General features: G+C 63.0%; 13 protein-coding genes. 7 read left to right on the forward strand and 6 right to left on the reverse strand.

The window, feature by feature from the left end; genetic code table 11:
• Positions 1 to 26: 26 nt before the first annotated feature.
• From BMG03_RS04525 to BMG03_RS04535, 3 genes are read right to left on the reverse strand one after another with little or no spacing between them, the layout of a single operon-like run.
• Complete coding sequence (locus tag BMG03_RS04525; protein ID WP_075777399.1) at positions 27 to 1,202, reverse strand: NAD(P)/FAD-dependent oxidoreductase; 1,176 nt, start codon at positions 1,200 to 1,202, stop codon at positions 27 to 29.
• Positions 1,199 to 1,522 carry a 2Fe-2S iron-sulfur cluster-binding protein gene (locus BMG03_RS04530; RefSeq protein ID WP_075777400.1) on the reverse strand — a complete coding sequence of 108 codons (324 nt, stop codon included), beginning with the start codon at positions 1,520 to 1,522 and terminating at the stop codon, positions 1,199 to 1,201. The genes BMG03_RS04525 and BMG03_RS04530 overlap by 4 nt, the downstream gene beginning before the upstream one ends.
• Positions 1,523 to 1,559: 37 nt before the next feature.
• Entirely contained in the window at positions 1,560 to 2,735 is a 1,176-nt protein-coding gene (locus tag BMG03_RS04535) for a cytochrome P450 (protein WP_075777401.1), read from the reverse strand.
• A gap of 104 nt (positions 2,736 to 2,839) precedes the next feature.
• Here BMG03_RS04535 and BMG03_RS04540 point away from each other — a divergent pair, with 104 nt between their 5' ends.
• Together BMG03_RS04540 and BMG03_RS04545 are read left to right on the forward strand one after the other, a co-directional pair.
• Positions 2,840 to 3,739, forward strand: coding sequence for a LysR family transcriptional regulator (locus BMG03_RS04540; RefSeq protein WP_075777402.1), 900 nt, complete (start codon positions 2,840 to 2,842; stop codon positions 3,737 to 3,739).
• 63 nt (positions 3,740 to 3,802) lie between these two features.
• Entirely contained in the window at positions 3,803 to 4,207 is a 405-nt protein-coding gene (locus BMG03_RS04545) for an amidase family protein (RefSeq protein ID WP_077701110.1), read from the forward strand.
• A gap of 169 nt (positions 4,208 to 4,376) precedes the next feature.
• On the opposite strand, the gene BMG03_RS20635 is transcribed toward BMG03_RS04545, so the two are convergent.
• Positions 4,377 to 4,628, reverse strand: a complete 252-nt coding sequence (locus BMG03_RS20635) for an amidohydrolase family protein (protein ID WP_157771546.1) — start codon at positions 4,626 to 4,628, stop codon at positions 4,377 to 4,379.
• 201 nt (positions 4,629 to 4,829) lie between these two features.
• On the opposite strand from BMG03_RS20635, the gene BMG03_RS04550 reads away from it, so the two are divergent.
• On the forward strand, positions 4,830 to 5,891 hold the full coding sequence (locus BMG03_RS04550) for a dipeptidase (protein ID WP_075777403.1): 1,062 nt from the start codon (positions 4,830 to 4,832) through the stop codon (positions 5,889 to 5,891).
• 144 nt (positions 5,892 to 6,035) lie between these two features.
• Here BMG03_RS04550 and BMG03_RS04555 read toward each other — a convergent pair whose 3' ends face one another.
• Entirely contained in the window at positions 6,036 to 6,578 is a 543-nt protein-coding gene (locus BMG03_RS04555) for a phosphatase PAP2 family protein (protein WP_075777404.1), read from the reverse strand.
• Between the two features lie 579 nt (positions 6,579 to 7,157).
• Between BMG03_RS04555 and BMG03_RS04565 the strand changes: the two genes are divergently transcribed.
• On the forward strand, positions 7,158 to 8,600 hold the full coding sequence (locus BMG03_RS04565) for a DUF7125 family protein (RefSeq protein ID WP_075777406.1): 1,443 nt from the start codon (positions 7,158 to 7,160) through the stop codon (positions 8,598 to 8,600).
• Positions 8,601 to 8,604: 4 nt separating this feature from the next.
• Positions 8,605 to 9,684 carry a sensor histidine kinase gene (locus tag BMG03_RS04570; protein ID WP_157771547.1) on the forward strand — a complete coding sequence of 360 codons (1,080 nt, stop codon included), beginning with the start codon at positions 8,605 to 8,607 and terminating at the stop codon, positions 9,682 to 9,684.
• A gap of 243 nt (positions 9,685 to 9,927) precedes the next feature.
• Here the strand turns inward: BMG03_RS04570 and BMG03_RS04575 are convergent, their stop codons facing one another.
• Positions 9,928 to 10,416, reverse strand: a complete 489-nt coding sequence (locus tag BMG03_RS04575; protein WP_075777408.1) for a helix-turn-helix domain-containing protein — start codon at positions 10,414 to 10,416, stop codon at positions 9,928 to 9,930.
• 201 nt (positions 10,417 to 10,617) lie between these two features.
• Here BMG03_RS04575 and BMG03_RS04580 point away from each other — a divergent pair, with 201 nt between their 5' ends.
• Positions 10,618 to 12,012, forward strand: coding sequence for an alginate export family protein (locus BMG03_RS04580; RefSeq protein ID WP_244270992.1), 1,395 nt, complete (start codon positions 10,618 to 10,620; stop codon positions 12,010 to 12,012).
• On the forward strand, positions 11,993 to 13,330 hold the full coding sequence (locus BMG03_RS04585) for a serine hydrolase domain-containing protein (RefSeq protein ID WP_075777410.1): 1,338 nt from the start codon (positions 11,993 to 11,995) through the stop codon (positions 13,328 to 13,330). Before BMG03_RS04580 ends, BMG03_RS04585 begins: the two co-directional genes overlap by 20 nt.
• Positions 13,331 to 13,346: the final 16 nt, after the last annotated feature.

Here is a 13,346-nt window from a genome sequence, read left to right on the forward strand (position 1 = left end):
CCGGGGCCTGTTGTTCATGTGCCGCGCTAGGCGGCGATCTCCTCCAGATCCGCGCGCGTCACCGGCTCGGGCGACGCGATGAGCTTGCGTGCCCGCATATGGGCCCGCGCGTTGTCGATGGTCTCGATCGCGGCAAGCCCGCGTTCGTCGAAACGGCCCACGATCCCCGCGGCGATCTCCTCCTCCGCCGCGTCGGGTGTCGCGTAGCCCGCGATCTGCAGCTTGCACGCGCCCTGATCCGACCAGAACCACGGCAGCGCGCCATAGGGATCGGTGTCGCCCTTCGCGAGGCGTTTCGCGATCAGCCGCGCGTGATCGGTGGCGGCCTGCACGCTCTCGAGCCGGATATGCCCGCGGCCCCGCGGATCGGGGAAGCTCGCGCAGTCGCCGAGCGCCGAAATCGCGGGATCCGAGGTCTGCAGCCGGGCATCGGTTTTCACGCCATTGTCGATGGCGAGCCCCGCCGCCTCGGCCAGCTCCACGTTCGGGCGAACGCCCGCCGCGACCAGCACGAAATCCGCGGTGACCCCCGTGCCATCGGCCAGCGTCACGCCCGCGGGCTCCACCGCCACGGCAGGCTGGCCCAGATGAAGCGCAGTGCCCCAGCCGCGATGCAGGTCGGCGAAATGGTCCGACATCCGCTGCGAGACCGCGCGGGCCATCAGGCGCGGAGCGGCCTCGATGACCGCGACCTCATGGCCGAGCTTGCGCGCCACGGCCGCGAATTCCAGCCCGATGAAGCCGCCGCCGATCACCGCGATCCGGGCCGGTTGGTCCAGCTTCTCGCGCAGACGCTGCGCGTCGGTCAGCGTGCGCAGATCGCAGGCATGTGCGATCCCCTCGATCGGCGGGCGCAGATTGCGGGTGCCGGTGGCGAGGATCAGATGGTCATAGGGCAGGGATTTCTCGGCCCCGTCGCGCAGGACAGTGAGGCGCTGCGCCGCGCGGTCGATGGCCTCCACGCGCGTTCCGGGGAGGTAGTCGATGCGCTTGGCCTCGAAGAAGCTTTCGGGGCGCAGGTAGAGCGCCTCTGCCTTGCCGTCCTGCAGATAGACCTTCGAGAGCGGGGGACGCTGATAGGGCAAGCCCGGCTCGTCGCCGATCAGCGTGATCGCGCCCTCGAAGCCGTTCTGCCGCAGGCTGATCGCAGCTTGGAAGCCGCCTTGGCCCGCGCCGATTATGGTGACGGTCCCGGGGGTCAAAACTGTTCCTCGGGCAGATGGACCACGAGCCCGTCGAGCTCGGGCGTCAGCTTGATCTGGCACGACAGACGCGAACGCTCGGTCACTTCGGATGCCGCGCCTTCGAGCATGTCGTCCTCCCCCGCGCTGCGCGGTCCGACCTTCTCCGCCCATGCGTCGTCGACATAGCAATGGCAGGTCGCGCACATCATCGAGCCGCCGCATTCGCCGACGATCCCGTCGACATCGTTCGAGACCGCCGCATGCATCACGCTATCGCCCTCATCGGCGTCGATATTGGTTCGCGTGCCGTCCTGTGCGACGTAAGTCACTTTAATCATTGGAATTCCTCCTCTCTCCGGTCCGCGCAACCGCGGATCAGTTCAGCTCCACCGGCAGGTTGATCGGGCCGCGGAACCCGAAGCCGCGCCAGATCACCGCGTCGGGATCGGGCAGGCGCATGTCGGGGAAGCGGTCGAACAGCAGCGGCAGGATGATCTTGCCCACCGTGCGCCGCGCGATATGGGCGCCTGCGCAGTGATGAGGGCCGTTGCCGAAAGCCTGATGGGGGTTCTTGTCGCGAAAGACGAAATACTCCTCGCCATTCTCGTAGATGCTCTCGTCGCGATTGGCCGAGGCCTGGATCGTCATCACCGTGTCGCCCTTCGGGATCTCGAAGCCGCCAAGCTCGGTATCCTCCGTCACGAGCCGCGAACTGACCTGAATCGGGGCGACCCAGCGCACGCCTTCCTCGAAGGCCTTACTCCACGCGCCCTCGGCGCGAACCTGCTCCAGCTGGTCGGGATTGGTCAGCAACCCGTAAATGATGGTGGCCAGCGCGTCGCGCGGCTCGTTGATTCCGCCGCCGATCGCGATCTTGATATTGGCCCAGATCTGACTCATCGGGATCGGGTTTTCGGCGTTGAGCATCACCGAATAGGCCGAGCCGTCCGGCTCCGCGATCCGCTTTTCGCGCAGCTCGGTGAACAGCGCGTCCATCTCGTCATTGGCTTTGTCCGAGATGGCGAAAGGCTCGGGCTGCCAGCCGAAATTCCCCGCTCCGTCTATCAGGTGCTGCGACCAGCGCTGCATCTGCGCGTCGCTCGCCTCCGGGATGCCCAGCACATGGGCGAGGATGCGCGCGGCCAGCGGTCCGCATAGCTCGGAGAACAGATCGACCGTCTCGCCGCGCGGCAACCGACCGACATATTCCTCGGCGAATTTCTCGTAGAGCGGCCCCCAATCGGTCTGGATCCGCTTCGGCGTGAGCGCCGGGGCCATCGCCATGCGTTCGCGCAGATGCTCCTCGCCGTCCTTGCGCATCAGGGTATGTGCGCGGAATGCGGGCTTCATCGGGGTGTTGGGATCGTCGCTGCTGAACAGCTCCGGATTGTCCTTCACCTTCTTGGTCAGCTCCGCCGTCGTCAGGAACGTGCGACCCGCCGAGGCGACCCGCAGAACCGGGCTCTCGGCGCGCAATCGGCGATAGATCGGATAGGGATCCGTCGTCAGTTGCGCGAGCGTAATCTCCTCGTCCAGCGGTGCGAGCGCCATGATGTCCTCCCGAAATCTCCTCCGGGGACATGCGTAAGGCGCGGTCTTTCTTATAACAATAAGATGAATCTTGTATATACCATCAAATAATTTGATGGAACATCATGCCGCAATCGACCGCATCCCCCGGCAAGCTCGACATCGCCGCGCTCGAGACGCTGCGGCTGGTCCATGAACTGGGCTCCTTCACGGCGGCGGCCGAAAAGCTCGACGTGAACCAGTCGGCGGTGAGCTACACGATCGCCAAGCTGCGCGCCTATTTTCAGGATCCGCTTTTCGTGCGCGAAGGCGGGCGGCAGGTCTCGACGGAGCGCTGCGAACATATCCTCCAGCAAGTAATCGAGATCCTCGAGAAGCTCGACGACGTTGCGCAGCCTGAAGAGTTCGATCCCGCGCAGTCTCGCGCCAAGGTCACCATCGCCTGCAACTATTACGAGCGCATCCTGATGATCCCGAAGATCGTCTCCGAGCTGCGCAAACAGGCCCCGCATCTCGAGGTCGAGGTGGTGAATGCGTTGGGCGACGGCCATTTGCGCCTTCTGCGCCGGGAAGCCGACGTTCTTGTCGGCCCTTTCGCGCGCAGCGAATCCGGCTTTCATTCGCGCCGCCTTTATACCGAAGAGTATGCCTGTTTCATGGACCCGCGGCATCCGATGGCGGGGCGGTCGCTCGATGTCGACAGCTATCTGGCGCTCAACCATGTCTACATCAATTACGGCGGCGGCTGGAAATCGGCCTATGTCAACGAGATCGAAGCAGCGGGCCATTCTCTGCGACCCACGATCACGGTGCCGAGCCCGGCAGGGCTCGCCTCGCTTCTCGGACAGTCCGACCTCGTGGCGACGATGCCAAGTCGATTGGGGCGCACGATGGAGGGGCTGGTTCTCAACGAAAGCCCGTTCCGCGGCCCGTTCGACCTGTCGGTCGTCTGGACCGCCCGCAAGAACGACTCCGCGATGCATCGCTGGCTGCGCGAGGTGATCGTGGAGACCTGCCGCGGCTAGGCCCGAAGGGCGCGCGCCCGGATCGGTCGGCACAACCTCAATTTCCACGATGGAGTTACCGACATGAACGACACCGCAGAACCCGCTCTCTGGTCCTTGGGGGCCACGCAAATCGCGGCGCTCGTGCGGTCGCGTCAGGTGAGCGCGCGCGAGGTGGCGCAGGCGGGGCTTTCGCGGCTCGAGGCGGTGAACCCTGCGATCAACGCGGTTGTCGAGTGCCGGCCCGAGGAGACGCTGGCCGCGGCGGAGGCGGTCGATGCCCGCATCGCGCGCGGCGAGGATCCGGGGCCGCTGGCCGGGGTGCCGGTGACGATCAAAGTGATCGTGGACCAGCGCGGCTATGCGACGACGAACGGGCTGACCTCGCAGAAGGACCTGATCGCGAAGACCGACAACCCGGTGGTCGCGAACCTGCTGGGCGCGGGGGCGGTCAGCCTCGGGCGCTCCAATACGCCCGCCTTCAGCTGAGTAGCGCCCCTTGAGAGGATCGCTGCCTTGCATCCGCGCCTGATCGGGGTCGTTCGGTCCTCGATCTTCATGACCCCGGCGCCGAGCACACCAAGCTGATAGGTCGCGATCTCGGTGCCGGTGACGAAGCGCGCCTTGTCGGAGGCGAGGAAGAGCGCGGCATTAGCGGTTATATCGGTAAGGGTATCGACCAAGACCTATCATCGGGTGGGGCTGCGCGGAAACTCGGGTGCCGCCAGTCAGAGCCCGAGGTCGTTCGGTTCGGGTAAAGCTCGACCAGTTCGGCGGCGAAGGGCGCCGGATCCGCGTAAGGCGGATCAAGCTCGGAACTGCGCTCGGAGCCGGAGTCCTTCAGCCAGATATGCGCGTTCTCGCCCAGCCGGATCGCCTCTTGGAATGGACCCTGATCAATTCCCGGCATCGCGGCGTGCAAGCTTGCGCTTTCGGATAACAATTCGACTTGCTTACATCTCCCATGAATGGAGAACTGGCCGGCGGCGGATCAACATGGGCGTCGAGGAAGAACTCCCAGGTGCCGATCTTCGCAGCCTCCGTGCCGCAAAATATGCCACTGTGAACCACCGGAAGCGTTCACAGGCCAAATGAAAGAGGATGAGTTCACATGAGCGCCCCGGTTCCGGTCTTCGACGGCCATAACGATTTCCTTCTGCGCCTGCTGCGCGCCCCGGAGGCCCGCGAGACGACTTGGCTAAGCGATACCGGAGAGGGCCATCTCGACCTGCCGCGGATGCGTGCGGGTGGTTTCGCGGGCGGGTTCTTCGCGGTCTACATTCCGTCGCCAGTCGCCCATGACGATCCCGATTTGGACGCCATCATGCGAAATCCCCCCTTTTCGCTGCCTTTGCCGAAGGAGATTCCGCTCGAGGACGCACTGCCCGTTGCGATGAAGATGGTCGGCCACCTCATGTGGATGGAGCGGGAGGGGAGCCTGAAAATCTGCCGTTCTGTCGCCGATATCCGCAACGCGATGGCCGCAAAGAAGATCGTCGCGATCCTGCATTTCGAAGGCGCGGAGGCGATCGGGCCCGATCTCGATCTGCTGCATGTCTGGCACGCGATGGGGCTGCGCTCGCTTGGCCCGGTCTGGTCGCGCCCGACCGCCTTCGGCAACGGTGTGCCCTTTGCGTTTCCGTCCTCGCCCGATACCGGGGACGGGCTGACCGAGGCGGGCAAACGGCTGGTGACGGAATGCAACCGGCTGAAGATCATGATCGACCTGAGCCATCTGAACGAGAAAGGCTTCGACGATGTCGCAGCGCTTTCCGATGCGCCCCTGGTCGCGACCCATTCCAATGCGCATGCGATCTGTCCCTCGTCGCGCAACCTTACGGACCGACAGCTTGCCATGATCCGCGAGAGCGACGGCATTGTCGGCCTCAACTACGCGCTGGGGTTTCTGCGCGAAGACGGCAAGGGTGAGCCTTTCGCGGGGTTCGACCCGATGCTGCGCCATCTCGATCACCTGATCGAGACCTTGGGCGAGAGCCGCGTCGGGCTCGGTTCGGATTTCGACGGAGCGGCGATTCCGCCCGATCTGGGCGATGCGGAAGGGCTGCCGCGCTTGATCGAAGCGATGCGCGCGCATGGCTATGACGCGCCGCTGATCGAGAGGCTCGCCCATGGCAACTGGCTGGCGCTGCTCGAGAGAACCTGGGGCGGCTGAGAGCTGACTTTATCCACGCGTGGAAATTTCGGCAGACGAGAACCGACATTAGAGAACAATACGGAGAAAGCCGCTACCGGGCGGAAAGCGGGCTTTCGCTTCGCCACAGGTGAACGACTTCTCTGCAGAAAGCAGTGTTTCCCGCTAAAGGATGCTTTTCGCAAAACGATCGAATTTGCTGTTTTCTCGATAAAGCGCCCGGACGACGATTGCCGCCACGATTCCGGTGGCGGCGCCTCCCAGAACGTCGGTGACGTAGTGGGTGCCGACGTAAATGCGCGACAGACAGATGAGGAAAGCCATCGCGAAGAATGCCAGCGCCCGCCGCGGAAGCCTCTGAAGCGCAAATGCCATGGCGACTGACATCGAGGCCGTGGCGTGGTCGGACGGAAACGACCAGTCGGCGCTCTTGGCGATAAGAAGGTTGGAGACACCGGCGTCATATGGGCGCACTCGGTGGAGGAAGAGCAGGATGCCCTGATTGATCGCAAGGCCCAAAAGGAAAGCAAGCCCGGCGCAGATCGCTACGTGACGCAGGTGCTGTCGGTTTTCCCGGCTCCACCATTGCAGGACGACCACAAGCACGATGAACGGCACACCCGCTTGAGTGATTGCGATCATTGCTTGATCGACAAAGGCGTTGTGGCCCGCGAAGGAATTGATCCAGTGAGTAATCGCTGCGTCCATTGCGTGCCTTTCATCGAAAAGGTCAGGTCGCGGGTCCGCAAGTCCGTGACGCCGCGTTCATCAAGCATTCAGGCTTAGTGCCACGCTCTGAGGATTGCACGCGCTGACCGAGATGGCTGGCGAACTTGTGTTCTACCTTGTCTCGGGGACGGCCAACCTCAATTGGGTCGAAATGCTGGCCCGAGAAGAGATCAAGGAAGCGCCGTGGGTGTCAACGCACCTCCTCGGGCTGATCTTGCTGACGGTGGTTAACCTCATCACGATCGTCCTCCTCTGGCACGAAGGGCGGCGGCTGAGGACGTATGGCTGTGGACCGAACCTCCGAGGTGGGCGGGACCGCAGCAGCAACCGGCCGTCAGTTGCGGCTGAATGAAGCTCCGGCATCAGGCTGGTCTCCGTCGGGCTGCGCAGGAGTCTCGGAGGGCGAGCCCCGGACGCCAAACGGGGCCGTTTCATTGCCAAACGCGATTTTTTGATCCAGCATGGAAACCTTAATGTCTTGAAACAATTTATATCAGGCGACGTCGGCCTTGGCCGGCCCACCTGAATTGGCGTTGGATCTGCGGGTTAGGGGGTAAAGTGGTTGATCAAGACGGCAGAGTGTCCACGGGGGTTGTCGGCCTCGACGAAGTTCTGAGGGGAGGCTACCCCGCTGGGCGGATCATGCTCGTCGAGGGGGCTCCCGGCACCGGCAAGACCACCCTTGCGCTACATTTCCTTGCCCAAGGGATTGCCGACGGGAAGCGCGCGCTCTTTATCAGCGTGGCGCAATCCCGGCCTGAAATCGAGATGATCGCGAAGTCCCACGGGTTCGATCTGTCCGGCGTCAAGGTCTACACGCCCGAACTCGGCGGAGGCGAGCGGAGCATCTCGGTCGAGAGCGACGAGGTCGATCTTGTCGAATTGATGGAGGGGGTGCGCGGCGAACTTGAAAACTCCGACCCCGAAATTGTCGTGTTCGACTCCCTGCTGGAGTTGCGAATGCTTTCCTCGACCGATTCAGCTTACCGGCGCGAGCTTCTCACGCTCCGCAGCGACTTGCGCGAGCGCGGTTGCACGGCGTTGCTGATTGACCATCTCGATCATCCGGATGGGGAACGTCACGCCGAGGGCGTGGTCCACGGCGTCATCAAACTCGACAGCACGACGCCGCCCATCGGGATCACGCAGCGGCGGCTGACAATCGTCAAGCTGCGCGGCGCCCCGTTCCGGGAGGGATGGCATGATTTCCGCATTAACACTGGCGGGCTCGAGGTTTTCCCGCGTGTCATCCCGCATGAGGCGCAACCTGCCACCCTTGAGGACCGGCTTGAGCCGCCGCACGAACCGCTCGCTCAGCTTCTGGGCGGCGGGCTGGAATTCGGCACCACCACGCTGATCTCGGGCCAGTCCGGCACCGGCAAGTCGACCATCGCTACCCTGTTGGCGCGCGCGGCATCCGAGCGTGGACTGCTTGCGGCCATGTTCCTTTTCGAGGAGCGCCCCGAAGTGCTGCGCAACCGCTCCGCAGGCGTCGGGCTTGAGGTGGAGGGTTACGAGGACACCGACCACCTCAGGTTACGCCACTTCGATCCCGCCGAGGTCTCACCGGGCGAGTTCGCCAATGCGGTGCTGAGCGCTGTGGATGACGGCGCCCGCGTCGTGGTCATCGATAGTCTCAGCGGTTACCTCGAGGCACTGCCGGAGCGCAGCCATGTGATGACGCATATGCAGGCGCTGCTGCAGCATCTTACCCGCCGTGAAGTTCTGGTCATCATCACCATGACCCAGCACGGCCTCTTGGGCGAGCCGCCTAGGACGACCATCGATGCCAGTTTTCTCGCCGATTCCATTATCCTTCTGCGCCAATACGAGGCGCACTCGGAAATCCGACGGTCCATCGCCGTGCTCAAGAAACGTCACAGCGAACACCGGCGCAATATCGAACAGCTGATCATCCGGTCCGGCGCTGTGGAAATCATTCCCCTTTCCGAGGAAGCCGAGCAGCGTGCCAGAGATGCATCCGATCTCAGCGCAGAGTGAAGCGATGTCCGAGCCCTGTTCCGAGATGCCGCCGGTCCTGATCCTCGCGCCGCTCAAGGACGACGCCCGAGCCTTGGCGCGGGTTGTCGAGCGGTGCGGCTTTACCGCCCGGACCTGCATCACCGCGCGCGCCTTCGCCGCCGCCTTAAATGCGCAGGGCCCTGATGGCGTTCTTTTTGTCGTCATTAGCCAGGAGGGCGCGGGCCGTGAGACCGGTGAGGCTCTGAACGCCACTTTCGCGGCCGAACCCGCGTGGGCGCGGCTGCCGTCGGTGTTTCTTCTCAGTCAGATCAGCCGCCTTCCGCCCGCGATTCAGATCATCAACCGCAAGGAAAACGCGCCTCCGCCGATACTTCTCGAGCGCCCGGTCAAGGCCGCCGTGTTGCAAAGCGTATTCGAAGCTCAGGCCGAAGCGCGTCAGCGGCAGTTCGAGACCCGCGACCTGATCGATCGGCTTTATCAGGAAGAGGAACGGGGCCGCTTTCTGCTCAGCGAGCTACGCCACCGAACGCGTAACAGCCTGTCGGTTCTGCAGTCGCTATTCTCGATGACGGTGCGCCGCGCCGCCGATCTCGAAAGTTTCTCTAAGACCTTTTCGGGTCGGCTCCGCGCGCTCACCGATGCGCATGTCAAACTCGCGCAGGAAGGGACCACGGCCCGTCCGCTCGATGCCTTGGTCAGAGATCACGTGACGCCCTACACCAGCGCTGCCGGACAACTCGTGACCGAGGGGCCTCCGGTGCTCGTGGCTGAAAAGCCCTCCTTCGACCTTGCGCTGGTGATCCATGAACTGGCCACCAATGCGGCTAAATACGGTGCGCTCTCGATTCCCGACGGCTGGGTCGCGGTGCGCTGGCGCGTGGTTCCGGACAGCGGAGCGCTCGCGTTCTCCTGGGAGGAGCGCGATGGTCCGCCGGTCGAGCCGCCCTCGCGTCAGGGGCTCGGCACCCAGGTCATCGAAAATTTCCTGCGCGGTGAGGCAGAGACCGAACTGCGTCACGATCCCGACGGGGTCACTTGGCATGCCAAACTCAGCCCCCGCCACTTCACGCTTTTGAGCGAAACCGTTCGGGTTGACGACTAGGGAGAGCGCCCGTTGTCCTTTCGACGGCCTTGCCCCCGTTCGCACCTCGTAACGACCGCATCCGGCGATCGCACGGTCGAGACGCCAAGGTCGGGAGGGTGACGAGGTAGGCGTGTTGGACTGGGAGACCCACCATACAAACCTCTGAAGCCGTCGAAATCTGATCTACCATGCCGCTACGACGGTCAGGTCGGCGCTTGCGTGCGGTCGGAGGCCACTCGCGTCACCCCTGTGCAGCGGGGCTCACTCGATAGCGGCCGCTCCATTCCCAGTATCGCGCGCGTTTTCGAATGCGCAGAAGATTTTTTGGAGATAGGCGATCGTATCCCCGGTGGCAACCGCGAGGTCCGGGGCGGCATCCGCTGAAATCGATAGTTTCCCGCCGTCGCTCCGATGCACCCACCCCTTCCTCTGCAAGACGAGAACTTTTCGGCGCACGGTTTCTCTTGGGATGCCGCTGTAATCCGCGATAGACTGGATGTTGATTGCATATTGAGATCGCCGATCCTCAGCGCGCGTCGCGAGATCTTCCAAAGACACGAGTTGCGGATTCCAGTTCTCGGGCCGGGTCCGCTCTCCGATGACCGCCAGCACGAGGAGCAGATCGAGATCGCCATCGAAACGTGCGCGAAACTGCGTCAGAAGACGTGTGAAGGCTGAGACATGCACCGGCCAGATTTCCCCGAAATTCTCCCGAATGAAATCGCGTTCCTTGCGTGATCCGGTCTGCATCTGCGCATCCTCATCGCTGCCTCGCCCATTTTGGGCGCTGTTCCCCTTGAAGGATAACGCGATCACGGTAGCGTGAATACTGAGCGGTGTGATCTTTGTTCCGCGGGTATGAGTTGGTGCGCAATGAAGGCTGATATCCAGGTCTCTTCTGCTCGTGCTCGACGCGGAGTTGCGTCGGCCCTGACGGCGACATCTATCGCCTTGGCGTCCATCACAGCAGCCAGCGCACAGGATCGAGATCCGACGATACTCTACGAGGGTAACGGCACAACGGTGCGCACACATCTGCAAGCAGGTGTGAACGCGGTCAGCGAGCAGAACCTTTTCTGGGATTTCGCCGACAGCTTCGCGCCTGGTGCAGGTTTCAACGCGGACAAGAATTGGCTCGAGTTCTACATCAAGCCCGGTGTGAGCTTTGAAAAGACGCTCGACTCCGGACAAGTCTTCTACGGAAAGCTCTCGGCGGTCGCGTCTTACACTCTCGGCACCGACGCCTATGACTATGGAGATACCGGGCGCACGACGATCGAGGAAGCCTATCTCGGCCTGCGTATGCAGCAAACCGAGGGTATGGGCTTCGATTTTTCGCTTGGCCCGCGTGAATTGAAGCTCGGCACCGGCATGCTGATCGCCAACGGCGGCTCGAGCGGTTTCGAGCGTGGTGCACTGAAGTTCGGGCCGCGCAAGGCCTGGGAAATGGCCGCGATCGGAGAGATCACGCAAGGCGCGTTCGCGGCAACCGCGTTCTATATCGACCCGAACGAGCGCCCCGCGAGTGACGGGCATAACAGGCTCGCCGGTCTGGATATGCGCTTTGACGATCCGCGCGGGGGGTATCTCGGGCTTACCTATGTCAATGTGGTCAATTCCGACTCCGCCTATATCCAGGCGGCCCCCGGAGGTCTTGGCGCGCCGGTGATCCTGCCCGGCGCCCGCGACGGAACGAATGCTCTCAACCTGTATGCACGCACCAATCCGTTTTCCGGTGCTTTCGAGAACTGGGTCGCCTCGGCGGATTTTGCCTATGAGTGGAATGACCGGATTGATCTGGCCGCCTGGGCCGGGCGCGTCCAGCTTGGCTATACCTTCGCGGATTTGTCCTGGTCGCCGACGCTGACCTATTCCTACCAGAGTTTCTCCGGGGACGATCCGAACACGGCCCGGCTCGAACGCTTCGATCCGCTTTATTACGAGGGCTCTCCAAGCGCCTGGGCGACCGGGTCGAAATCCTCGATGGTGTTCATTAATTCCAACGTTCAGGCGCATGGGCTCTCGCTGAAGCTTCAGCCGACCCGTCAGGACAGCGTGACGCTCCGCTATGCACATATCCGGGCGAACGAGTTGAACAGCCCGATCCAGTTCGGACAGGCGACCCGGCTCGATACGACAGGTGCGACGGCGAATGTGCTCTCGGGCGTCACGAACGCGCATCTCTCCGATGACGTCTTTCTCGAATACAGCCGCATCATCAACCGAAACACCTTCCTGACCGCAGGGGTCAGCGTCTCGATCCCGGGCAAGGGGATCAAGAACGCCGTTCCGGGGAAGGTGCCCAATTGGATCGGAGGCTTCCTCAATGTCGTCGTCAATTTCTAAACGGATCGTGCAGACTGCCACCCTGGTCACGACGCTCTGTCTGGGATCTGCGGTCTTCGCCCAATCGACGCCGCTTTCCGCGCAGGATTCCGACCCGCGGGTCATGGGCTGGATGCAGGGCTTTCCGCCGCCCGCCGACAAGCTGATCACCCAGCCGGATTCCAACTTCTTCAGCTTTCCGAAACTGCGCTGGTCGGTCTGCCATCTACGGGAATTTCTTCCGACCGAGGAGATCAGCCGCGGCCTCGGGGCGCCGTCCACCCTGCGCTATCCCTCGCCGCCCCGTTTCGCCGATCTGCGCCAGGAGATCGACGCACTGAGCTTCACGCCCCTGAACTCAGACACGGCGATGACATGGGAGCAATCGCTCTATGCCAATTACACCGACGGGATTTTGATCCTTCATGAAGGGGAGGTCGTCTACGAACGGTATTTCGGCTGCCTCGACGAGACCGGGAAACACGCGGCGATGTCGATGACGAAATCCGTCACTGGGCTTCTGGGCGAAATTCTGGTGGCCGAGGGCAAGCTCGACGATACGCTGCTGGTGCGCGACATCATCCCCGAGATCGGTGACAGCGCCTTTGCCACCGCCACCGTCCGGCAGGTGATGGATATGACGACCGGGGTGAAATACTCCGAGGATTACTCCGATCCGAATGCCGATATCTGGCAATACTCCGCCGCGGCGAGCCCGCTGCCCAAACCCGAGGGCTACACCGGCCCCAACGGCTACTGGGAATATCTCCAGCAGGTGAAGCCCGACGGCGAACATGGTGCGGCGTTCCACTACAAGACGATCAATTCCGACATGCTGGGCTGGATCATCAGCCGGGTTACGAACACGTCGGTGACGGAGCTTGCCTCGGAACGACTCTGGCAGCCCATGGGTGCGGAACAGGACGCCTATCAGACGGTCGACGCCAAGGGCGTGCCTTTCGCGGGGGGCGGCATTTCGGCAAGCTTGCGCGACTTAGGCCGGCTCGGGCAGGTCATGCTCGACGCGGGCGAGTTCAACGGCAAACGGCTCTTCCCCGCTTCGGTGGTGGAGCATATTCGCATGGGCGGAGACCCCGCGAAGTTCAGCGGCTTCCCGACGATCCCGAATGGCAGCTACACGAGCCAATGGTGGGTCTTTCACAACGATCACGGCGCGTTTGCGGCGCGAGGGGTTCATGGCCAGACGATCTATGTCGATCCGACGGCCAAAATGGTCCTGGTGCGGTTTGCCTCCTATCCGCAGGCCCAGAACGGCTTCATCGACCCCACATCGCTTCCCGCCTACCAGGCCGTCGCGGAGTATCTGATGACACGGTGACGCCGCTCGTCGCGCT

It is taken from the genome of Thioclava nitratireducens (genome assembly GCF_001940525.2).
GTDB lineage: Bacteria > Pseudomonadota > Alphaproteobacteria > Rhodobacterales > Rhodobacteraceae > Thioclava > Thioclava nitratireducens.